This window comes from Flavobacterium sp. 270 (assembly GCF_004368785.1).
GTDB lineage: Bacteria > Bacteroidota > Bacteroidia > Flavobacteriales > Flavobacteriaceae > Flavobacterium.
In genome coordinates, this window is sequence record NZ_SODM01000008.1 from 26,077 (window position 1) to 51,134 (window position 25,058).

The following is a 25,058-nucleotide window of genomic DNA, read 5'->3' on the forward strand; positions in this document are numbered from 1 at the left end:
AATTCCATCTTTTTCAGCAGAAACGCTCTTTGTTGCTGCGAAAAAAAGGGTATTAAAAATAACCAATTAAATGCTTTGTATAAACTGCTTTTTTATAATTATTAAATAAGATTTAAAAATAAGCCGGGCAAAGGATTACCCGACTTATTTTAACTAACCAACCAAACTCTAAAACTATTGTTTATCCCACCAAACTCTGGTAGTCAATAAATCTAAACCTTGACGCTGAATTGCTTCTTTGTAATTTGCTGCATTAGTAAGAAGTTCAGACTGATCGTAAATTAATCTTCTCGGAATTGTTCCTTGTGTTTCTCCCGTTGGGTCATTTACAGGAACTAAAGTTGGATATCCAGTTCTTCTGTATTCTGACCAAGCTTCAAAACCATTAAACAATAATACTATCCATTTTTGAGTAATAATTTGTTCGATTTTTTGTGCTTCTGTTCCGGCAGTTTTAAAAGGATAAGTTCCAATATACGTGTTGTATTCTGCATCTGTAACGGCAGGTACTTTATCTCCAAAAATGGTTAAAACATTCATGGCGCCTTTTACTCCGTTTTCGTAATATTTCTGTGCTGTAGTTCCGCCTACGTTCCATCCTTTTACTGCTGCTTCTGCCAATAAAAATTGTACTTCTGCATAAGACATGATCAAAGTTGGTGCGTCTAAACGTAATACAGTTGATGTATTAGGATCTGAGAAAAGTTTTTTATCTCCGCCTGCAAACTCTTTGGCATCATTTGCCAAACCTTGCTGATGTGCAGGATTGTTGTCTCCTGTAGCTTCTAGTTTTGCATAGATTCTTAAACGCGGATCGTTTGTGTTTTTCAATAAATCAATATACGTTTTACTGAATTTAATATTTGATTCTCCGCCATTTAAGTCATTTCTAACCCAAGAAGATGTAATTGGGTTTGTTTTTACTCCTGCTGGACCTGCATCGTGTTTTAATACCAAACTATCATCGTTTGAAGCAAAAACGCCTTTTGAATATGCTTTTTCTACATATTCTTTTGCTTTTGCCGGATTTATTTTAGACAAACGCATTGCTACTCTAAGCATCAATGAGTTGGCTAATTTTTTCCATTTTGCAACATCACTTTGGTAATACAAATCGGCAGCGCCTACAAATCCTTTGTTTGCATCTAATGTATTTCCAGCTTCATCCAATTCTTTTAAAAGATCATTGTAGATCGCTTCTTGCGTGTCGTATTTTGGGGCAAAAACGTTTCCGTTGTATCCTTTTCCAGCGTCAAAATAAGGAACTTCACCATAAGTATCCGTTAGTTTTTGAAACAAGAATACTTTCATGATTCTTAAGGATTGAATCATATTTGTATTTTCCGGAGTATCTGGAACAACAGATAATAATTGGAATATTTGATTTAATCCTTTACCGTATGTTTCTCCAAATAATGCTGCAGAATATTCTGAAGCATAAGTATATTTTGAACCTGATCCTCCAAGAGAAGAAAACTGCTGTACAAATTGTGCTGCATAAATATTGTTTCCTCTTGTGTTAGAAAAATCTTGTCCGTCTACATAAATCTCAGCCAATGTAAACATTGATTTTACAGCCGGATCTGTTAAAGCATTTGGATTTGTATTTAAATCTTCGAATCCTTTGTCGCATGATGCTAATGTCATTGCACTAACTATTGCGACACAAAATATTTTTATATATTTATTTTTCATCTTTTTTAGTATTAGAATTTGACATTAAGTGTTACACCATAATTTCTTGTCAAAGGCATAGAAGCTCTTTCAAGACCTTGTGCATTACTATTAGAATAGTTTGACTCAGGGTCGATGTTTGGTACTTTGTCATAAATTGTCCATAAATTATGAGCAGAAAATGCTAAACTGATAGACTGAAATGGCGTTTTGCTTAAATATGATTTTGGGAAATTGTAAGCAAAAGAAATGGCTCTAAGTTTAACAAAATCAGCATCGTAAACAAAATTTGATGTTACATCACTGTAACTTCTCCAATAGTTATAAGCAGAAACAGTTTGGTTTACTGCATTTCCATTAGAATCTGTTCCTGTTACGGCAACACCGCCTTCACGACCCGGAAGTGTAATTTCTGATAATCCGTAACGAGTTCCTAATTGGTTTGTAGCAGAATAAATTTCTCCTCCAAATTTAGCATCTACGAAAACAGAAAGTGTAAAACTTTTATAAGTAAAATCATTTGAAAGTCCCATTGAGGTTGGCGCAACACCTTGTCCTGCAATGATTAAATCTCCTCTCATAAATCTACCGTCTGAACCAATTACAATATTTCCTTTTGCATCTCTTAAATAATCATACGCTTTGATTACACCAAAAGGCTGTCCTTTTTCTAAAACTACAGAAGCTCTTGCATCTCTGTTTCCTTCTAATGATTTGGTTGTAATTTTATCAGAAAGGTTGATAACTTCACTGTTATTATAAGCAAAATTATAGCCTACGCTCCAAGAGAAACTTGGTGTTTTTACTGCTTTTACATTAATAGCAAACTCCACCCCTTTGTTTAGGATTTCACCCACATTAATTTTGGTAGTTTTGTAACCTGAAGACACAGAAACGTCTGCATCTGTAATATCATTCGTAGTTCTTTTGCTATAGAAAGTCAAATCTGTACTCACTCTATTGTTGAAGAATGTGTTTTCAAAACCAAACTCTATTGTACTTACATTATAAGGTTTTAAAGTTCTGTTTGGAATCGTTTCTCCGTTTACACCTAAAATTGGCTGTCCAAGAGAATCTGTTTGTCCGTCTGGAGTTGTGTATGTTAATGCAAGAGCATAAGCTTCTGGTAATGCACCTCCTACGTTACCCCAGCCTGCTCTAATCTTACCGTAAGAAATCCATTCTGGCATACCAATTACTTCAGAATAAATAAAACTTGTACTTACAGATGGGTAAAAAGTACTGTTGTTTGCCGGATCTAAAGTTGAAAACCAATCCTCACGACCAGTTAAACTAAGATATAAGAAATCTTTGTATCCTAAATCTGCAGAATAAAAAAGAGAGTTTACTTCACTTTCAGAAAATAATTTTTCTGTTTTGTCTGGTTGTGTATTTCCGTAGAAATATTTGAACGGAACAATAAAGTTGTTTCCTTTCATTTTTATACCGTTGTATCTGTTATGCTGGCGGTTTGCACCAACAAAAGCATCTAAAGAAAGATCTTTGGCAATATCGCCTTTGTATCCTAAGAAACCAGAAGCATTAACCTCAGAACGAGATTCAATTCTGTTTTCGATAGAACCGCCCGGACTGTAGTTGATTCCTGTTGGCTCAATTTCGTTGTATTGATAGTTGATATCATCAATACCAATTACACCTTTTGCGTAAATTTTATCTGTAATGTTGTAATTTACTTTTGCAGAACCAATAAAACGCTTTCTAAGGTCATCGTTTAAATGTTCTTTTGTTGCAAAATATGGGTTTGTGTGGTAAACGTTTGCTCCTAAAAAGTCTTCTTCTCCTCCGTTTACATCGTACGGATTACTCAAAAGTCTAATATCTGTACCCGGTGTCATAAATGTAGTCGGGAAAGATGGATTTCTTGGTGAATCGTTCAAGTAAGGTCTGTTGTTACTTTTCTCGGTAATATATTGAGCATTTGTTTCAATACTTACTTTTTTGTTTGGAGCCGAATTTAAGCTCAAAGACACGTTATTTCTTCCGAAGTTCGTTCCCGGTAAAATAGATTCGTCTTTAGTATTTCCAAAAGATAATCTGAAATTTGTTGTTTCGTTTCCGCCAGAAATTGCTAAAGTATTACTGAAAGAATATCCAGTTCTGTAGAAATTTTCAACGTTATCTTTTCCGTAAGCTTTATATGGTTTAGTAGTTCCATCAATCGCAAGAGAAGGCGTTCCGTCATATTTATCTCCCCATGCAAAATAGTAAGAATCTCTAAGTTCCTGTAAATCTGTAAATCTCTGTGGCACTCCGTTTGCATCTGGTGCTCCCGCTCCGTATTGATCTTGCCAGTGCAAAAGACTTGCAGGAGTATTAAAAGTAGAATTTGTGCTAAAATCTACTCCAATTCCAGTACCGCTTTTTCCTTTTTTAGTTGTAATCAAGATAACACCGTTTGATCCTCTGTACCCGTAAAGAGCAGAAGCCGCACTACCTTTTAATACTGACATAGAAGCAATATCATCTGGATTAAAAGAAGACATACCGTCTCCTTTATCAGCACCTCCATACATTCCTGCATTTCCCTGCTGCGTATTGTCTATCGGAATTCCGTCTACAACGTACAATGGCTGGTTTAGTCCAGAAGCAGAAGTTGCTCCACGAATTACAACACGGCTCGAACCAGATGGCCCCGTAACCGGTGCAGAAACGTTGACCCCGGCAATTTTACCCTGCAGTGCATTTCCTAAGTTAATTTCTTTGTTTTTTGTCAGGTCATCGCCTTTAAGTTCTCCAACTGCGTAACCCAGACTTTTCTTTTGTTTTTTTACTCCAAATGAAGTGACTACAACATCTTTTAGTTCTTGTGTATTCCCTGTTAATATTACCGAAACTCTTGTTTCGTTTTCCTGAAGTACTACTAATTTTGACTCAAATCCCATTGAAGATACGTTTAATGTAACTTTACCTTCGGGTACATTCATTTTAAATCGCCCTTCAGCGTCTGTAATTGCGCTAAATGGTTTTCCCTGAACTTCTACTGATGCGGCAACAATTGCTTTGTTATCTGCATCTGCCACTACGCCTGTTATTAATCGGTTTTGTGCAGCGGCTCCTAAGCTGCTAAACAATACCATTCCTAACACTGCTAATATTCGTCTCATAAGCATTTTTTTTGGTTAATTTGTTTTGATTTTGTTTTGTTGTTTTAACGTTTTGTTTTTAATAATTAATAATAGTTTCAACTCAATTCTAAATAAGACAAACTTAGCTTTTTTGTGCGATGAATATCCATAAAAACGCAGTTATATCACGGTTTATCTTACATTCGAAATTCTAACACATCACATAATAGTAATGATATTAGATCGTAATTTTACTAAAACGATTTAGTAAAATAACTAAAAAAAAGCCCTCCAACTTTTTCTATCTTTTTAAATTTATTTGTAAAAAATTTATTCTAATTATACGGATTCTCTTAAAATCAATGTTCCTTTTTGAAGCACTTTTTCTATAGTAAAATCACTAAAATTTGTCATCTGACTCATCAATAATTGAATTGATTTTATCGCAATGTTTTCTATCGGCTGCGCTATTACCGAAATGGTCGGTGTATGCAGTTTAAAACTGTCGTGATCATCAAAACTAATTACCGAAATATCTTCCGGGATTTTATATTCCAGCTTTCTAAAAGCCTGAAGTCCGGCAAGTCCCATGTAATTGGCTAAAAATAATACCGCATCGATTTCAGGATGATTTTTAAAAAAACTTATTGTTGCATCAATCCTGGTCTGTTCATTGGTATGATAATCCAAATAAAGAACGCGGTCTTTATCATAAATTCCTTCTTCTTTTAAGGCTTCTGTATAACCTTTCTCTCTTAATTTCATCTGAATCATTCCAGACTTATTATTGACAACTGCTATATTTTTTCTCCCCTGACGGATTAGAAATTTTGTGGCTTCGTAAGAACCATCATAATTATCCATTGCAACATGGCTTACTTTCTGATTTGCAAAATACCTGTCGATCAATACTACTGGTTTATACATTTTTATAAGCATATCAATAGTTTTTTCAAGATTTTTTGTTGGCGTAATAATAAAACCATCTACGTTTGCCTGCAAAAGACTTTGTACCAATTCTTCAGAACGTGCTTCATCATCTCCTGTACTGCAATAAAAAACCCTGTAATCTATATTTTTTGCTTCATCTTCTATTACTCTGGCCAAATCGGCAAAAAACTGATTGGAAATATCTTCTACAATAAGACCAATTGATCTTGTTTTTCCGGTTCGCAGACTGCTGGCAATCATGCTCGGTCTGTAATCTAATTTTTGGGCAACTTCCTGCACCTTTTTTATTACTGCCGGACTTATTGCCATTTTCTCGCCTTTGCCATTAATAACAAAAGATACTGTCGATATAGACACCTCTGCCTTTATTGCAATATCTTTAATTGTAATTCTTTTCATTAAGCGAGTAATTTTATTAAAATGGATATTTAATTACATCACAAATATATAAAACGAAAGTTACAAAATCGTTTTAGTAAAATTTATTTTTAATAAAATGTTATTTTAATGCTAAAATAAAGTGATATAATCAGTAAAAACTTGGTTTTAATCAGTTATTGTCATTTTGACTTTTTACAGTGATTATGCGGTTTTTACGCTAATCTGCTTAATTTTTGAGCTTTAGGCTGCTTAATTTTAAATTTACATTGCATAAAAAAGTTGAAAATTTCTTTTAAAAAACATAAATATGCAAAAAAGCTTTGTCAAAGTTTTAAACTTTGACAAAGCCTCTTAACTTAAAAAAAGCCACACAATATCAAGAATGACATTTGCATGGCTTTTATTATATTATATTCAAAAGCATTGCTTATTTATACTCTTTTTCTTTTTCTGCATACCAATCTTTCATTACATAAAAAGCTTTCTTTTTTATTCCTTCGCTGGAAATTAATCCTTTTCGGTTAAAGAAATCCTGAATGTTTGGCAATTGACGTCTTGGTGATCTAAAGTCAACCAAAATCCACGGAGAAACTCCTGCAAGACCTTCTATACGATTAAACATTTGGGTATTTTGTTTGTATAATTCTTCCTGATATTCTTCTGTCCAGCGTTCTGTTTTGTCGCCGTGTCTTCCTTGCAAAGCTTCACCTCCAAACTCGCTTACAATTACAGGTTTGTTGTACGGAATTATCCATTGCATGTCTTTACAGGATTCGTTTGTCCCTCTGTACCAGCCTAAATATTGATTAAAACTCACGATATCTACATATTCGTTCATGTTATCATGTAAAGTATTTACATTGTTTGGACTTTTGGTAACCTCCATCGCCATACTAATTAAACGAGAATTGTCTTGTGTACGCGCATATTTTGCCAGTTTACTCAGGAAAATATCTCTATCATCGCCATGTGGCGTTTCGTTGGCGATTGACCAGATTACAACACCGCAGCGGTTTTTGTCTCTGTAAATCATATCATGAAGCTGACGTTCTGCATTGGCGTACGTATCTGGATTTGTCCATGAAATGGTCCAGTAAACCGGAACTTCAGACCAAACCATTAATCCCATTTTTTCTGCTTCGCGAACCATATTTTCGTTGTGCGGATAATGCGCCAGACGTACATAATTACAGCCTAATTCTTTTGCCCATGTAAATAATGTTGCAGCATCTTCTTTTGTCCACGCTCTTCCTTGTCTGTACGGCGCTTCTTCGTGGATACTGATTCCTCTTAAAAATACTTTTTTTCCGTTAAGGAGAATTTCTTTTCCGTGTGTTTCTATAGTTCTAAAACCTATTTTATCTGCAATATTTTCTCCTGATTTTTCGATCGTAACATCGTATAATTTCGGATTTTCCGGCGTCCATAAAACAGGATTTGTTTTTACTTCAAAATAAGCCATTCCGCTGGCATCGGTAATAATATCTTTTTTGATTTTTAGTTCCGGAATTTTAACCGAAATAGCTTGATTTGCTGCTGCCGAATTTAATTTTACCCAGCCCGAAATTTTCTTTCTGTCTTTTTTATCCAATTGTACCAAATAATCTTCCACATAAACATTAGGTACTTTTGATAAAATTACATCGCGCGTAATACCGCCGTAATTCCACCAATCCATATTAACTGTTGGTACATTATCTTTGTGGCGTTTGTTGTCTACTTTTACCACAACAAAATTATTCCCGTCGACTAAAACGTCTGTAACATCAAAATTAAAAGGTGTGTAACCGCCAACGTGACTGCCTACAAACTTTCCGTTTACATACACTTTGGCATCATAATTTACGGCTCCAAAATATAAGATTCCTTTTGTGTCTGAAGATTTTTTATAGTTGAAATCTTTTTGAAACCAAACTGTTCCTTCATAAAAAAACAATCTTTCATCTCTGCTGTTCCAGTCCGACGGAATATCCATTTGTGCTGAAGTTGCAAAATTATATTCTACTAAATATTGGGTTGAAAAGGCTTTGTTTTCGAAAAAACCAGTGTCTTTTAAAGGGAGTAAACGATAATCGTAATAACCATTTTCAAGCGGATCTACGATATAACTCCATTTTCCGTTTAAGCTGATGTTGTCACGAGAGAAAATATTGGATACTAAAGGAATTTCCTGTGCTGCGGTTTTCCCGATTACGGAAAACAGGAAACATAACATTATTAATTTTTTCATTTTCAAATTCATTTTATTTATAATTGTAAATCGTACTCACTTTATCTTTTATCAAAATAACGCGTTAATTCAAAAGCATTTTCATTGATAATTTTCATCTCTTTTAATAAATCACCATACGGCTCAAACTTGCTGTTTACGATGCCTTTGTTTGAATCTCTGTTAGAATAATCGGTACTTAAATCTTCGGGATCGTTATCCATATATTTAAACCAATGCCAGCCAACTGAATTCTTGTTTTTAAGGAGTTCCAGCGTAAAGTTCTGGTAAAAAAGCCCTCTTTCTTTCTGCGTGCGTACGAGCCATCCTGCGCCGGTATTATTTGGCAGTCCGGAATCTTCTCCTTTGGTGTACCATTCTGTAATAAGAAACGGTTTTCCCGACCATTCTCCCCAATTGTTCATTAATTCCTGATTGGGTTCCCATTTTCTGTAATGATTTATCGAAACGATATCCATGTACTTTCCAGCAACTTTAAAAATCTCAGGATTTGTTAATTCCTGTTCTTTATCCTGATTAAAACGACAGCCCAAATACATATGGTTTGGATCTGCTTTTCTAAGTGCCGTTGTTACTTTCTTCATGTACGTTTCAAAATAAAAAGCCGTAAACGCCATACGATCTTCCTGAGTTACATCTGAAATCGAAGCATTGAAACCTTTTCTTTGATCCAGCCACTCTTTTGCTGCAATATATCCTTGTTCATCTTTGGCCAATAAAGTTAAATGTTTATCCAAAGCGTCGTTATACCACGGCAGCTCATTATCGGTAAAATAACCCATCAAATACTTATCATTTTTGTATTGAGAAACCTCTTCTACCGCTTTTTCGATGTAAGTATCAAATTCTTTATCAAAAACCATCACCAAATCAAAACGATAATTCTGCCAGCTTGCTTCTTTATATTTGCCTCCAAATTTTTTAATATGATTGGAATGATACATACCCATTGGCGAAATAATTACAGTATAAACCAGCGGATTATCTGATTTTTTTAATAAATCGATATTAGACCACGCGCCTACTCCATTAAAACCATTATTGCGAAGTAATTGTGTTTCTTGTTTTAGCCAATTTTCGGGGCTTCCGTATTTTTTATCAAATGCCTTTTGCTGATTTACAGAACGTCCTGCATTAAAAACGGCTACACCTTTGTAAATAAAAGGATAACCTTCGGGGTCAATAATCCACCATCTGTTGTCTATTTTTTGTGTTCTAAAAAATCCTGTTGCTTCATTTTGCCAAACTTTAAATCCGCCATAAATAGATATTGCTTCTGGTTTTTTGGTTTTAAATCCGGGCAATTTATCAACCGTTTCTGCCTGATACGAAACCCATTTTGGATCTGTCGCATTTTGTCTGGCTTCGACTATTTGATAATTCCCTTTTGGCTGTGCCTGCAAAAAAATCTGACTTATAAAAAAACAGATTAATAGATAAATGGAATGTTTCATTGTGTATTGTTATTTTAAAATGAATGCTGAAAATGAAATTTTGGGACAGCATAACACTGTTCCGATTATTAAAGTATAATAATCCGTAGGTGTGATTATTTTAACACATAGAAACATAGATCATATTTTATAAGAGAAATTTATTTCTCCCACATAGCTATATGTCTTTTTGGAGTTTAGCAGCTTTGTCAAAGTTTTAAACTTTGACAAAGCTTACGCCGTAACTATGTGTTTTTATGCTAAGTGAAACGACTTTTTTAGCGCAAAAAAACTATGTTTCTATGTGTTAAATAATTACACCAACAGATTAAAGCAAACTATTGTTTTGATAAATAAATATGATCGATATTAAATGTATAATTGTTTAAAGCCCTTACGTCTTCTGGATCAACGCTTCTTAGAACCAAAATGTCTTTGATTTTTGTTAAATCTAAAAGCGGGTTTTGCTCTTTGTATTTTGCAATCGGAATTTTTACCATATTCCAGTTTCCGTCTCTTTTTAGTCCGTAAAGATTGCTTGTTGCATCAAACTCAACATAACCCGTGTTTGTGGCATCTTTCATTCTAAATCTGATTTTTCCTGTGCTCGTTGTCTGCACTGCCAGATTAAGATAAGTATAAGACGAAATATCGGTAACAGCTGTAAATTGTAGAATTGCCATTGCCCATTTGGCTTCTGTAGCCGGTGCAGCCGCAGGAAGTGTAAAGCTTTTGTAAGCGCCTTCGTAACCGCCGTCTGCTTTATCAGAAATGACAAACTGATTGCTCGAAACCCAGTTTAGAGTCGCTGCTGTTTTGGTAAAATCCGGACTGTCAGAATAAATTTTAAGTCCGTCTACAGGAACAACAACCGGCGGAATTGCAGGCGCTTCAACCTCAACATTAAATGTTTTTTTTTCTGTTGTATTATCAACATACGTTATTTCTAAAGTGGTGATGTAACTTCCTCCTTTAGCATATTTTACGGCAACTGTTGGTTCTATGGATGAACCTGGAGAACCGCCTTGAAATGTCCATTTTATAGCGCGTACTTTTGTCGAAAAATCGGTATAAGTTACTGTTTCACCCGCTTTTATAGCCGTATTTGTTGATGTTGCTTCTAATGTTCCTTTGTTATAAAGATAAACTTCTCGCACATCGCTTTCGCAGGAAAGTAAACTCATGCAAAGCATTAGAATTAAATATCTAAATTTTAATTGTATCATGTGGTTATTGGTTATGAGTTAATAGTTATGAGTTGTCGATTTTATTTTAATCCTGACAGAAAACCTTGATAGGCAGGTTTCTTATTGAACTCACTATCTAAAAGTAACGGATATTCTTTTGGATGCCAAGCTTCTGTAAGCCACGTAAACTTATCGGTTACGCCCCAAGTGGTGATAGCAAATTTTTGGTTTTGCGGTAACGCTTCATACATTGATGTTATGTATTTATACGTTTCTGACTGCTTTTGCGCTTCGGCATCTGTAAATACATACGAATCTGATTTTGCAGTGTTTACTTTAATGTCTAATTCTGAAATGTGAATTAATAATCCGGTGCTTGCCATGTCTGTAAAACCCGTTTGCATGGTTTGTTTGTTGGTGTCGTTTGCATAATGAAACTGATCTCCTACTCCATCAATTGGATATCCTTTGGCTTTAAACCGGGTTACCATTTTTTTAATGGCGCTTCTTTTACCTGCATCCAAAACCACATTATAATCGTTGTAAAATAATTTTGCATCTGGATCGGCTGCTTTTGCGTATTGAAAACATCTTCCGTAAAAACCTATCGGATCTTTAAAAATCGGCTTGATAATACTTTCTTCTCTCAGTGCGCCGCCATCTGCAAAAACTTCGTTTACTACGTCCCAGCTTTTTACTCTGCCTTTGTAACGTCCGACAACATCGGTAATAAAGACTTTTACTTTTGATTCAAATGCTATCGAATCGTATTTGGCATTTACAAACCAATCCGGAAACGATCTGTACCAAACCAATGTATGTCCGTGTACTTCAAGACTATTGTCTTTGGCAAAATTGACCAGATAATCGGCAGCTGTATAATTGTAAGCGGTAGAAGAAGTCCAGATATTTGCCATTTTCATTTCAAACTCTCCCGTTATCTGGCTGTAATGTTTGATTACGGCATTTTTATAATTAACGTCCTGTAAATCTTTCATCTTGACAGCGGCGCCAATTTTAAATTTTGCTTTTTCTTTTAATGTCTGCGTCGGAACGTTTGGATTTGTTCCGCTTTCGTCAGCATTTATAAAAACCACTTTTTCGTCGTTATTGCAAGACGCAAATATCAAAACGAAGAAGATTCCCCATATTATTTGTTTATTTATCATGTGTTATTTTTTTTAGTGTGATTGTTTTTAGCACATAGTCGTGGAGTAAGCTTTGTCAAAGTTTTAAACTTTGACAAAGCTGCCCAGCGAATTATTAATACCCAACATTAAACCCTGCTGGTTTTCCCATCAAATCAATCTGACTTTGCGGAATCGGCATATTAACCATTGCGGGAGTCATTTTTAATGGTACTTCTCCTGCAAGCGTTCCCGATGGACTTGAACGGAAATATAGATTTTGTCTTTCTACCAAAAGTCCTAACCTTTTTAGCAGAAACCATCTGTTGTTTTCAAAAGCCAGTTCTCTTGCCGATTCATCTAAATAAGTATTTAGTGTCCACACTTTAATATCATAAGTATCTACAGTACTTGTTGGATTTCCTGTGTAGCCTCTTCTTCTTACTTTGTTTAAGTATAAAAGTGCTTTTGTATCATTCCCCAGATTATGATAAGCTTCTGAAGCCAATAAATAAGTTTCGGCCAATCTGTAATACATATAATCTTTATAACTATTGGATGTATTAGGCAGTTTCTCAGAATCGTGATACTTTTTCAAACTCCAATGCCAAGCTCTGTAATTTCCAGCCGGAGCTGTAATTGCCGGATTCGTAATAGGCTGTCCCAGTTTTGGATTATTCGGATTTGTAATTTTATAGTCTAAATAGTTATCGGAATAATAATAGGTTTTAAACCTTAAATCGTTGGCTTGATCGTAAAGTGATTTCAAGTAATTGTTAGGAAAAAACCATCCTAAAGATTGTCCGCCGTAAGCAGCATCCTGAATACTTTCGCTTGCGTTTAATTCGTAAACCCTTTGGTTAAAAACACTGCCTAACCAAGAACCGCCGCCACCAGCCATATTATCATCCGGGCCAAGTAAAAAATCTTTTTGATACGTAAAAAGAGATTCTTTGTTATTGCCGTTTTGTCCCCAAACTTCCGCTAGCGGTACTAAGGCATGCGTTCCATCATTGATAATGGCATCAAATTGTGCGGCAGCTTCTGCATAATCATTCTGCCATAAAGCACTTTTGCCGCGCATGTGTCTCGCTACTCCCTGACCGTAACGTCCCGGATCTACTTTAAAAGGAAGATTGGCAATAGCATAATCAAGATCGCTGTCGATTAATTTATACACATCAGCATCTGTCGCTACTTTGTATTCTACAACATCGTTGATGTTTTCTGGCGTAGTGGGTATCGTATCGATAAGGATGCCGCCGTACATTTGTTTTAAGTCTAAGTACAATTCTCCTCTAATAACTCTGGCTTGTGCTACTAGCTTTTTCTTAGCAGTTTCATCCATAGAAATTGTTCTTGCAGCTGTGATAATCGCAGAACATCTGTCGATAATTTTATAACCCTGAATCCATTTTGAACCCGTAAAAGCAGATGGATTATGTCCTGTGCCGTAAGGTGTATTCCAGGTTCTGTGCAATCCTAAATCTGTGGCAGCCATAAAGAATACATTGGCCCACAAATCACTATTATCGCCAGACGGCACGTTGTAATAACGCATTTGGTTGTAAAGTGCATTTACCCCGACTTCTAAACCTGCGGGAGAATTGTAGATATAATCTACCGAAATCTGATCTTTTACTTCTTCTTCCAGAAAACTTTCGCATGAGGTAAGTCCTAAAGAAAACAGCAATATCAAAACAAATAGAAAATTTATATTTTTCATAATCTTGTTATTTTTAATTTTATTGAATGTCTAAAAAATGCGCTATTAAAAACCAACTTGTAATCCTATAACACAAGTAACTGGTTCTGGATAATCGCCTGCATTTTTTTCCGGACTGTACGACTGAAAATCTGTAATGGTAACCAAATTACTTCCCGTAACGTAAAGTCTTAAGTTTGTTAATCCTAAGGATTGAAGTGTGTTTTCCGGAAGTGTAAAGCCCAGCGATACATTTTGAAGACGTACATAAGACGCATCCTGCAAACCTAAAGTGTACATATAAGGCGGATCATTTCCATCTCTTGGTCTTGGCCAGTTTCCGCCCGGATTTTCTGGTGTCCAATAATCTTGTTTGATACCATTTTTTACACCTCTTAAAGATCCTCCCTGAACATAACCGTATAAATAAGGATTGTCTTTGGTAATACCCTGAACGGTATAAATATCTGCAGAGAAATCAAAACGTTTGTACGTCATATTCAATGAGACTGTCCCAAACCAATCCGGCATTTTTGAAGTAAGAACTCTGTCCTGATCCGGATTTGGAACCGCACCATTTGACGGATCTGCATCATACAATTTAATATCTCCCGGTAATAATGTCGTTCCCGGAACAACCGGAATATTTTCTCCCTGCTGATAAATTCCAACCGCTTTATATTGGTAATACACGTCTATTGGTTTTCCTATAAACCATAAGTTTCCAACAGCATCATCTTCTTTTCCGTCTCCGTTGGCATCTTTACCGTAGATACTTACAATGCTGTTTTTGTTTTTAGTGAAAGTGGCTCCAAGATTTAAACTGAAATCTTTCTTTTTGATCAATTCTGAATTTAAAGTCACTTCAAGACCTTTATTATTCACTTTACCAATGTTTGATAATTTGTTGGTATATCCGGTATTCGCGTTAAGTGTTTCGTAAATCAACAAATCTGAAGTGTCGGTATCGTAAACCTCTACCGTTCCGCTTAATCTGTTTTTAAACAAACCAAAATCTACCGCAAGGTTTAATTGTGTTGAAGTTTCCCATTTTAAATCTGGGTTCGACAATTGTGTTCCCGGTACATATCCAGAAACTTTTACGCCGTTAATAATATAATCTCTTTGGTTGGCAGTTGCCATACTCTGATAAGGATTTTGAGGCTGATTACCCACTTTACCATAACTGGCTCTTAATTTTAAATTGCTGATTACAGGAACACTTTCTTTTATGAAATCTTCTTTGTAAACATTCCAAGCCGCATTTACAGCCGGGAAATAACCCCATTTATTATTTTTTCCAAATACCGAAGAACCATCTGCTCTTCCGGAAACGGTAAAATAATATTTGTTATCAAAATCGTATTCTAATTTTCCTGCAAAAGAAACCAATGATCTTTCGCTTCCTGCAATTGTAGGCGTGTTTAGGAAAGCACTTTCTAAACCATAGATACCCAAAATATCACTTGGAATTCTGCTCGCCACATTTTTGAATTCGTTATACTGCGAAGAAGTAACTTCGTAAACTGCTGTTGCACCAAAATGATTTCTTTCGGCTGCTTTAAAATTATAATTGAAAATATTACTCAACTGATATTCTACATTATCCTTATAAAATATTTGTCCGCTTCCTTGTCCGGAATTGGCAATACCAGATAATGATTTTGATGAGTTATAAGACATTTCTTTATAATTCCATGATCTTCTGCTTGTATTCAACTTATATGTTAATCCTTTTAATAAATTGATATCCAGAAAAACATTCATAATATCATTTCTATTCAGCGCGTTTGTTCTGGTTTCATAAATATCAATAAGCGGATTTGGAGTTTCTTGTACACCTCCTGGCAATTGACGATACGAACCATCATCATTATAGATTCTTCCTAAAGGCGAAGTATTGATTGAATTATTCAAAATATTCCCCACATTCGGATTATTCGATTCTGAAAACTGAAGCGAAGCATTCATTCCGATTTTCAGCCAGTCGTTAACTCTTTGATCCACATTGATTCTCATAGCTACTTTCTCAAAATCAGTTTCCGGAACTACACCTGTGGTATTAATATAATTAAGACTGGTAAAAATGCTGGTTTTATCTGTTCCCGAAGAAACGCTTATACTATGATTGTTGGTTACTCCTGTGTTCAGAATATCTTTTTCCCAATCGATATATTTTCCAGATTGTACAGATTCTAACTCCAAAGGCGTGAAAACCTGATTGTCTGGTCTGTAAACACCATTATTACTAGTTCTGTAAGCTTCTCTTTTTAATTGGGCAAATTCTTCGCCGCTGTAAATATCAAAGTTTCTGTTGATCGTCTGCACTCCGGAGAAACCATTATAGGAAACTTTTGCTTTTCCTGTTTTTCCTCTTTTAGTAGTAATTAAAATTACGCCATTTGATGCTCTTGCTCCGTAAATAGATTGTGCTGCAGCATCTTTTAAGATTTCTAAAGAAGCAATATCATTGGCATTAATATCATTTATACTTCCTATAACTATACCGTCTGCAATTACAATAGGTTCGTTGCTTCCGTTAATGGATTTTTTTCCTCTAATTTGTATGGTAGAAGAACTTCCGGGACCTCCGTCTGCCAAAGTCACTTGTACACCGGCCGCTTTTCCTCTAAGCATCTCACCAACATCTGATGTGGCTACTTTTATCAAATCACCAGCTTTTACAGATGCTACAGAACTGATTACATCACTTTTCTTTTTTGTACCGTAACCCACAACGATAACCTGATCTAATGTTTGTGAACTTGGTTTTAAAGAAATGTTGTAAGTTGTTTTTGTTCCTACAAGTACCGAGACTTCATCCATCCCGATATAAGTAAAGACAAGTGTGCTGTTTGGAGCAGCAGGAATAGTAAAAACCCCGTCAAAGTCGGTTTGGGTGCTTTTATTAGTTCCTTTAATAATTACGTTCGCTCCTGGAAGTGGTATTCCGGCATTGTCAACTACTTTTCCTGTAATTGGATTTTGAGCGTTTATGCTGTTAAATAAGAAGCACATAAACAAAATTAAGCTTAGTCTTAAGTAATTACCACCAAGAAAAAGCAGGTTTGCATTTTTGTTGTTTTTCATTTTAAATGGTTTTCTAATGTTTGGTTAATATTTAGTTAGTTTCATAGATCTATTGAGAAATCTACAAAGCAAAAATCATGATTTGAAGGAGATTGAAAGGGAGGGTTTTATGCTTTTTTAGGGGTATGAACGTCTCTCATCTACTGAAAACGCTGACGTTTCTCACAAAATAAGGTTCTGAGATGCTGAGGCTCAAAGGAACAAAGTTTTTTTAGGAAGATTCAAAGCTTCTGAGGCGCTGAGACTCTAAGGCTTTTAGCTTCATTGGCAGCTTTGTCAAAGTTTTAAACTTTGACAAAGCTTTTCGCAGATGAATTGCCTCCAGCTTTAGCTGGAGGTTAAAATAAACTTATAGTACAGGGCTTTAGCCAAATAATCATTTTTTGAGCAAAAAAAAAGACCCTTTTTTTCAAAGGATCTTTTTTACTATCTATTCGGTTTCTGTTTGTGAACTTTTATACGCTGTGGGAGCATATTTGTAGAGTTTTTTAAATTCTTTACTAAAATGTTTCCTGTCATTAAAACCTACCATATAACTAACTTCTGAAACGGGATAATTGGAGTTTATCAATAAATAGGCAGCTCTTTTTAATCGCATATTTTTTATAAATCCTGCTACGGATTGATTGGTAAGTGTCTGCACTTTTTTATAGAGAACTGTTCTGCTCATTCCGATTTCTTTTACGAGATCATTGACATCAAAATTAGAATTATCAATATTGTCGTTTATGATTTGAGTTAATTTTTTTAAGAAAATGCCTTCTGGTGTTTCAAGGTTTTCGATTTCGGTATTCCCTATAAATTTCTCGCTGTATTTCTGACGCATTATTTCTTTTGCCGACAAAAGATTTATAATATTCAATTTTAAAACTTCAATACTAAAAGGTTTTGAAATATAAGAATCTGCTCCCGTTGATAAGCCTTCTATCCTATTTAAAGTTGAGGATTTTGCCGTTAATAATATCACCGGAATATGATTGGTATTTTGATTGGTTTTTAAAATTTTACACAATTCAAAACCATCCATTTCCGGCATCATTACATCGGTAATAATCAGATCCGGAATTTCTTTTTCCATAAATTCCAAAGCATCTGTAGCTTTTAGGAATTTGAGCACTCTGTAATCTTCGCGTAAAACATCATAAACAAAAGACAAAATATCTTCGTTATCATCTATAATTAAAAGTGTCTTTTTATTGTCTTCGTTTTCGTCGTTTATGATTTCTGCCGTATGCGATACAATTTCTGTTTTTACATCCGAAATTGGGTTTACAAACTCGGTTTCGATATTTTCGGATTCCACAATCTGGGACTTTTTTAAATGGTCTTTTCCTTTTTTCAAAGTAATAATAAAAATGGTCGAAAACGTTGCGTCTTTTTCGGTTTGAACCGTGATTTCGCCTCGATGCAATTCTACAATACTTTTACTTAAGGCCAGACCAATGCCGCTTCCTAAATTACTGCTTCCACGATCGTCCAGCTGAAAAAAGTTTTTGAAGATCTTTTTCTTTCTGTTTTCCGGAATTCCAAGACCATTGTCTTTCACTTTAATTTCGATCGTATCAGAATCTGGGCCTTTTTGTTCTACGGCAACCGTAATACGTCCATTTTTATTAGTGAATTTAAAAGCATTCGAAAGCAGATTGTAGATTACTTTCTCCATTTGGTTTTTATCAAAATAAACCGGAATCGAATTAATGTTAAGCACAAATCTGTAATCGATCATTTTCTCAACGGCAATTCCTCTAAAAGATTCGTAGATTTCAAAACAAAACGGCACAATATCCTGCTGTTCGCAATAGATTTTCATACTGCCTTTTTCTGCTTTTCTAAAATCCATTAACTCATTAACCAATTTTAATAATCGATCAGAGTTATTTTTTATGATTTTTAATTTGCTTTCGAGATTACTTCCTTCTTCAGACGAACGTAATAATTCTTCAACTGGGCCGCTTATCAGAGTTAAAGGCGTTCTAATTTCGTGCGAAACATTGGTAAAGAAATCCAATTTCATTTTGTATAATTCCTGCTGTCTTTCTTTTTCGGCCTGTTCTAAGAAAATCGTTCTTTTTAGTGCTTCCCTGTTTCTCATAAATCTGAAAAATAATACTAAAGAAGTAATAATCAAACTGGTGTAAAACAGATACGCCCACCAGGTTCTCCACCACGGCGGTAAAATGGTAATTCTAAACGTTTTAATCGACGGATTCCAAACGCCGTCTTCGTTAGACGTTTTTATTTTTAAATCATAAGTTCCAGAATACAAATCCGTTAGATTAATATGATGCTGTGAACCGATGTTGTGCCAGTCGTCTTTATCAAAAATACTTTCGAGTTTATACGCATATTCATTATTCTCTGGGTTTACAAAATTCATGGCGCTAAACTCAATCCCGATATAACCCTGACCGTATTTTAAAGTAATCTTTTGAGTTTCTGTAATCGAATTATCCAAAGGCCCGTCTGGATCTCCCGGATTTACCTCTTTATTGTTTATGATTAATTTGGTCAGCATGATTTCGTTGCTGTTCTCGTTTTTAATCATGTTCAGCGGATTAAAAAAAGTTAATCCTTTTGAAGAACCAAATACCAAATTGCCGTTGTTTAATTTTAAACTGCAATTATTTGAAAACTGTTTGGCTTTTAATCCGTCTTTAGAAGAATACGAAATGATTTCAAAATTGGAGGCTTTAAAAGGAACTTCAAACTTTTTTATTTTTATTTTGAATAATAAATCGTTCGCGCTCACCCAAAGATTTCCCTGCGCATCTTCAGAAATACTTTTTATGGTTTCGTCTGTAAAACCTAAGGCATTATTTATGGCATAAAACTTTCCGGTTTTGGGTTCAAGATAATTAAGACCGTCATATTCTGTTCCTATCCAAAGTCGTTTTTTAGAATCAGAAAATAATATGGTAAGGCTGTTGCTCGATAAAGAATTTGGTCCGCCGGATTTGTACACTTTTACAACCTGCTTCTTTTTTTTATCAAATAAGTCTAAACCAAACTGTGTTGCAATCCACAAAAAGTCACCTTCACTTTTTATATCAGTTATAAAATTATCACTGATAGCACCCGTAGCATCATCGTTAGAAAAGTTTTCTACAATTCCCGTTTTATTGACTTTCTTAAGACCGCTTCCATTTGTTCCTACCCAAATATCTTCGTTATCTAATATTAGAGAAGTAATGGGTCTTTCTGGCTTTTTGGAGACCTTTAGCGAAAGCGGAATTTTGGTAAATGTTCTGCTGTTTTTATTAAATCGAAACAATCCGTTGAAAGTACCGCAAAGCAAAGTTGAGGCATTTTGATTTACCATAGCGGTTATGGTATTTACGGAATTTTCAGAATCATTTGGATCTACTAAATACGAATAACTTTTGTTGTTTTTAAAATCCAGATAATTCAATCCTCCCGCATAGGTTCCGACCCACAATGAACCGTCATTTTCTTTAACCAAAGCATTGGCGAGTGTATTGCTTAATCCAAAATACGGACTGATGGTTTCGCCTATATTAATGAAATTCGAATTTGATTTATGAAAAAAGTTAAGTCCGCCACCAACTGTTCCCAGCCAAATACTATTATGTCGGTCTTTTAGAAGACATTTTACATCATTATCAGATAAACTGTAACTCGCCAAAGCACTATGTTTTTGACTAATAAATGCATTTTTATCTTTTTTGAAAATACACAATCCGTTTCTGGTTGCAAACCAAATCGTTTTATTGCCTATTAATAAAATATCACTAATCCAGTTGGATGAAATTGTATTTTTATTTTTCGGATTGTGCAAATAATTAATTAACTGATTCTTTCCTGCATCATACAAAAACACACCGTTTGTCTCGGTTGCAAACCATAAATTGCCGTTACTTTCTTTAACTATCTTAATAATTTTTGCTTTGGTAAAAGAAGAATCAGCGTTCCACACAAAAGGTAAATTACGCATTGCACCCGTTTTCGGATCAAAACAAGTCAATCCTTTTGAAGTTCCTGTCAAAACACCCAATTTCTTATCATAAAATAAAGACAGCACCCTGCTTTTCTTAAACGGTGAATTTGGATTTTTAGAAATATCCAATAATTTTTGATTTTCTCTATCGAGCTTTTTTACACCGCCAAAAGTTCCGACCCAAATATTGTTTTCCGGATCCTGAATAATAGATGAGATATAATTTGAGCCACCTTTTTTTTGAGATAAACCTATGCTGGTAAAATCGGTTTTATTGGTATTAAAAAGATTAAGACCGTGATTTGTCCCGATCCATAATTTTTTGTCATTATCTTCTAAAATTACATTGATATGATTGTTGCTAATACTATTTTTATCTTCTCTATTACGCAAATATCTTAGAAAGTTATAACCATCATAACGCACTAAACCATTTGCAGTACCAATCCAAATAAAACCTTCTTTGGTTTGATGTATACTCGAAATGGAACTCTGTGATAAATTCTGATCGTAATTGATGTGATCAAAATACAAATTGGTAACCTGCGCCTGTAGAAAATACGGACAGATAAAAAGTAAAATAAGGGCAATGTGGTATTTGAAACTCTTACTCATAAAATGAACGGAGATTATTTACTGCAAAAATTAATTTGAATGCAATGTAAAAGAAATGCGCTGAATATGTGCGTGCTTTTGTTCTTTTTATGGGGTGTAGATGTGTTTTTACGCTAAATTTAATAAAACAGCAATTCTATAAATCCTTCAATAATTATTAACTTTACATAGAAATTTAATCTTTCTAATGCAGTCAAAAAAAAACGAACACATTCCGCTTCTTGGTCTTCAGGAATTTCAAACCGACCAAAATAAAAGCAAAGAACAGCTTTTGTTTAATGAACTGCATGGGGAGCGGCATATTCATACACCGCACCAGCATGATTTTTTTATCGTTGTGCTTTTTGATCAGGCAAAAGGTGTTCACAATATTGATTTTGTAGATTATAAAATTGGCAATCACCAGATTCATCTTTTATTTCCCGGTCAGGTTCATAAATGGAATATTGAACCAGATACAACGGGTTATCAATTGATGATTGAACGTGATTTTTTTGAACGTTTTTCATCCAGTTTCCGGTTTTCTTTTGCCGAATATCATAATCACCCTGTTATACAGCTTGATTCGGATTCATTTCAATTAATTCATTATGAATTTGAAGCCATAAAAAATGAGCTTACAGCAAAAGATGCTCTTCATGAATTGATTCTTTCACGCACTGCTGTAATTGCTTCTATAATTAGTAAAACTGCAGCCAAAATATTTACCGATCAGGATGTTTTCCAGACAGAACCTCGAATTGTAAAATTTCAGGAGTTAATTGATGTTTTTTTCAAGGAAGAAAAACTGGTTTCTACTTATGCTGCAAAACTTCATATTTCGGCCAATTATCTCAATATTCTCTGCAAAAAATATTTAAAGATTTCTGCCACACAATTGATTCAGCAAAGAATTGTTTTAGAAGCCAAACGACTTCTAAAATCTACCACACTTTCGGTAAAGGAAATTGCGTTTGATTTGGGTTTTATTGATCATGCTTATTTTTCTAATTTCTTTAAAACCCAAACTGGAACTTCGCCTTCGGATTTTCGCGATCAGTTATAAATTCTTCAAGTCTTGGCATAAATCTTTCACGGTAAATCTTTATTTACAAATTAACTTTGCGTAAATAATAATTAGTATGAAAAACCCTGGTATATCGCGTAAAGATTTTTTAAGAAATTCTGTATTAGGAGCGGCAGGAATGGCTATTGGTTCTGGATTTTTAAATTCGGCTCAGGCTTCTGCATTTGAAACCAATACTGCAATAAATAGTACAACCGGTAAAAATTACACTTTAAAAAATGTAAAACTAGAAACGGGTTTTGAATATGAAAATGGAGAAGTTCTACATACTAAAACTGGATTATTCTGCATAGAAATCAGTGATGGAAAAATCAAATCGGTTTTACCCAATAAACCAAATTCTGAAGCAATTGATGCGAAAGGACTTTTAATGCTTCCTGCTTTTAGAGATATGCACATTCACCTTGATAAAACTTTTTATGATGACTGGCAGGCGGTAAAAAGAAGAACTGGCGGTGTAAAAGGAATGATTGCGCTTGAGCAGCAAATTTTACCTGAAATGCTGCAAACTTCGACACAAAAAGCCGAAAAACTAATTGGGTTACTACAATCTCACGGAACTTCGTTTGCCCGAGGTCATGTAAATATTGAACCTACATCAAAATTACAATCGCTGAAAAATCTTCAGACTGCTTTGGAGAATAAAAAGAAAACTTTTGGTACAGAATTGGTTGCTTTTCCGCAACATGGTGTTTTTTATACTGATTCTGTTCCGTATTTAAAAGAAGCTGCCAAAATGGATATTGATTTTATTGGCGGTCTGGATCCTTTTTCCATCGACGGTGCCATAGAAAAAACAATCGATTTTACAGTACAATTGGCTTTAGACAATAAAAAAGGAATTGATATTCATTTGCATGAATCTGGAGATTCCGGATTAAAAACGGTACAATATCTGATTGATAAAGTCAACGAAAATCCAAACCTTAAAGGAAAAACTTTTTTAAGCCATTGCTTTGTTCTGGGCAAATTAGAAAAAGCAAAACAAGAAGAAATAGCAGAAAAATTAGCAGCTGCACAAGTTGGAATTGTTTCTACAATTCCGTTTGGCGGTTTGATTATGCCTATACCTACTTTAATGCAGCGCGGTGTTACCGTAATGACCGGAAATGACAGTATTATTGATCATTGGAATACGTTTGGAACTGGAAGCGTTTTGCAAAAAGCCAATCTTGCAGCTCAATTATACGGACAAGTAACGGAATTTAATTTGTCGAGAATGCTAAAACTGGCTACAGCTGGTTCAATTCCTCTGGATGATAAAGGTATTCAGCAATGGCCAAAAGCCGGAGATGCTGCAGATTTAGTTTTAATTGATGCTAGTTGTTCTGCAGAAGCGGTATCGAGAATGTCTCCCGTACGCTCCTTAATTCATAACGGAAATATTGTTTACTAAAAAATTATTTAACACATAGAAACATAGTTTTATTGTGATAAAAAAGATGTTTCACTTTACATTAAAACACATAGCCTGAGAAAGCTTTGTCAAAGTTTTAAACTTTGACAAAGCTTAGCTTCTAAACAAACACAAAGCTATGTGTGAGAAACGAGTTTCTTTTTATATTCTTTTTTTTATTCTAAAAGCCTATGTTTCTATGTGTTAAAAATAATATGCTTTTAAATTAGCCACAATCATTATATCCTTAGGATAAATTTTCATTAAAAAATTCAATCGTACGTTTCCAGGCTAGCTCTGCAGCTGTTTTATCATAACGCGGTGTAGAATCGTTATGGAAACCATGATTTACATTTGGATAAATATAAGCCGTATATTTTTTATTATTTGCTTTTAAAGCTTCTTCATAAGCCGGCCAGCCTTCGGTAACTTTGGTGTCGAGTCCAGCATAATGCAGTTGCAAAGGCGCTTTTATGTTGGGCACATCTGTTGCTGCAGGTTGTCCTCCGTAATATGGCACGGCTGCTGCAAGATCAGGGATTCGTACTGCCATCATATTTGAAATCCATCCACCGAAACAAAAACCTACTACTCCAACTTTTCCGTTGCAGGATTTGTCATTTTTTAAATATGCTGCAGCGGCAATGAAATCTTCCAGCATTTCGTTTCTGTCTCTTTTACTCTGCATTTCACGTCCTTTGTCATCATTTCCCGGATAACCTCCAAGCGGACTAAGTGCGTCTGGTGCAAGGCTTATAAATCCTGCCAAAGCGGTTCTTCTTGCTACGTCTTCGATATAAGGGTTGAGCCCTCTGTTTTCGTGAACGACAACTACACCTCCCAATTTCTTTTTATTGTCTTTTGGAACGCACAACAATGCTCTTATGGTTCCTCCGCCTTTTGGTGACGGGTAATTGATATACGTTTCTGTTATTCTCGGGTCGTTTGCTTTTATCTGTATCGTTTCATTATAATCTGGCGTAAGGAAACTCAGCAAAGCTGGAACTGTTAAACTACCAACTGCATAAAGCGATAATTTTTGCACAAAATCACGACGCGAGAGTCTGTTATGCGCATAATCATCATATAAATCAAATACTTCTTGTTTAATCTCTTCTTTTTTTGGAGTACTCATAACATAGAATTTTTAGCTATGTTAAAT

Annotated in this window: 13 protein-coding genes; 2 read left to right on the top strand and 11 right to left on the bottom strand. The window is 34.9% G+C overall.

Annotated elements, in window-relative coordinates; translation table 11 throughout:
- Positions 1-174: 174 nt before the first annotated feature.
- The 10 genes from EV144_RS22815 to EV144_RS22860 all read right to left on the bottom strand — a co-directional run bounded on the left by EV144_RS22815 (position 175) and on the right by EV144_RS22860 (position 21,434).
- Positions 175-1,695 (bottom strand): SusD/RagB family nutrient-binding outer membrane lipoprotein, encoded by a 1,521-nt coding sequence (locus EV144_RS22815; RefSeq protein ID WP_134151453.1) that lies wholly within the window; start codon positions 1,693-1,695, stop codon positions 175-177.
- A gap of 11 nt (positions 1,696-1,706) precedes the next feature.
- On the bottom strand, positions 1,707-4,799 hold the full coding sequence (locus EV144_RS22820) for a SusC/RagA family TonB-linked outer membrane protein (RefSeq protein WP_243854734.1): 3,093 nt from the start codon (positions 4,797-4,799) through the stop codon (positions 1,707-1,709).
- 300 nt (positions 4,800-5,099) lie between these two features.
- Positions 5,100-6,110: a LacI family DNA-binding transcriptional regulator gene (locus EV144_RS22825; protein WP_134151455.1), complete on the bottom strand. Its 1,011-nt coding sequence runs from the start codon at positions 6,108-6,110 to the stop codon at positions 5,100-5,102.
- Between the two features lie 409 nt (positions 6,111-6,519).
- The gene (locus EV144_RS22830) at positions 6,520-8,322 is read right to left on the bottom strand and encodes a glycoside hydrolase family 2 protein (RefSeq protein ID WP_134151456.1); all 1,803 of its coding nucleotides are present in this window, start codon (positions 8,320-8,322) and stop codon (positions 6,520-6,522) included.
- Positions 8,323-8,363: 41 nt separating this feature from the next.
- Positions 8,364-9,776, bottom strand: a complete 1,413-nt coding sequence (locus EV144_RS22835; RefSeq protein ID WP_134151457.1) for a hypothetical protein — start codon at positions 9,774-9,776, stop codon at positions 8,364-8,366.
- A gap of 317 nt (positions 9,777-10,093) precedes the next feature.
- On the bottom strand, positions 10,094-10,981 hold the full coding sequence (locus EV144_RS22840; RefSeq protein WP_134151458.1) for a hypothetical protein: 888 nt from the start codon (positions 10,979-10,981) through the stop codon (positions 10,094-10,096).
- A gap of 41 nt (positions 10,982-11,022) precedes the next feature.
- On the bottom strand, positions 11,023-12,111 hold the full coding sequence (locus tag EV144_RS22845) for an endo-1,4-beta-xylanase (protein ID WP_134151459.1): 1,089 nt from the start codon (positions 12,109-12,111) through the stop codon (positions 11,023-11,025).
- A 94-nt stretch (positions 12,112-12,205) separates the two neighbouring features.
- Positions 12,206-13,795 (bottom strand): RagB/SusD family nutrient uptake outer membrane protein, encoded by a 1,590-nt coding sequence (locus tag EV144_RS22850; protein ID WP_134151460.1) that lies wholly within the window; start codon positions 13,793-13,795, stop codon positions 12,206-12,208.
- Between the two features lie 45 nt (positions 13,796-13,840).
- The gene (locus EV144_RS22855; protein ID WP_134151461.1) at positions 13,841-16,864 is read right to left on the bottom strand and encodes a SusC/RagA family TonB-linked outer membrane protein; all 3,024 of its coding nucleotides are present in this window, start codon (positions 16,862-16,864) and stop codon (positions 13,841-13,843) included.
- A 430-nt stretch (positions 16,865-17,294) separates the two neighbouring features.
- Positions 17,295-21,434: a two-component regulator propeller domain-containing protein gene (locus tag EV144_RS22860; protein WP_134151462.1), complete on the bottom strand. Its 4,140-nt coding sequence runs from the start codon at positions 21,432-21,434 to the stop codon at positions 17,295-17,297.
- 187 nt (positions 21,435-21,621) lie between these two features.
- On the opposite strand from EV144_RS22860, the gene EV144_RS22865 reads away from it, so the two are divergent.
- Together EV144_RS22865 and EV144_RS22870 are read left to right on the top strand one after the other, a co-directional pair.
- A complete protein-coding gene (locus tag EV144_RS22865; RefSeq protein ID WP_134151463.1) occupies positions 21,622-22,479 on the top strand; it encodes an AraC family transcriptional regulator in 858 nt (285 codons plus the stop codon).
- Between the two features lie 76 nt (positions 22,480-22,555).
- Positions 22,556-23,896, top strand: a complete 1,341-nt coding sequence (locus EV144_RS22870) for an amidohydrolase (RefSeq protein WP_134151464.1) — start codon at positions 22,556-22,558, stop codon at positions 23,894-23,896.
- A 247-nt stretch (positions 23,897-24,143) separates the two neighbouring features.
- Here EV144_RS22870 and EV144_RS22875 read toward each other — a convergent pair whose 3' ends face one another.
- A complete protein-coding gene (locus tag EV144_RS22875; protein ID WP_134151465.1) occupies positions 24,144-25,031 on the bottom strand; it encodes a dienelactone hydrolase family protein in 888 nt (295 codons plus the stop codon).
- Between the last annotated feature and the right edge of the window lie 27 nt (positions 25,032-25,058).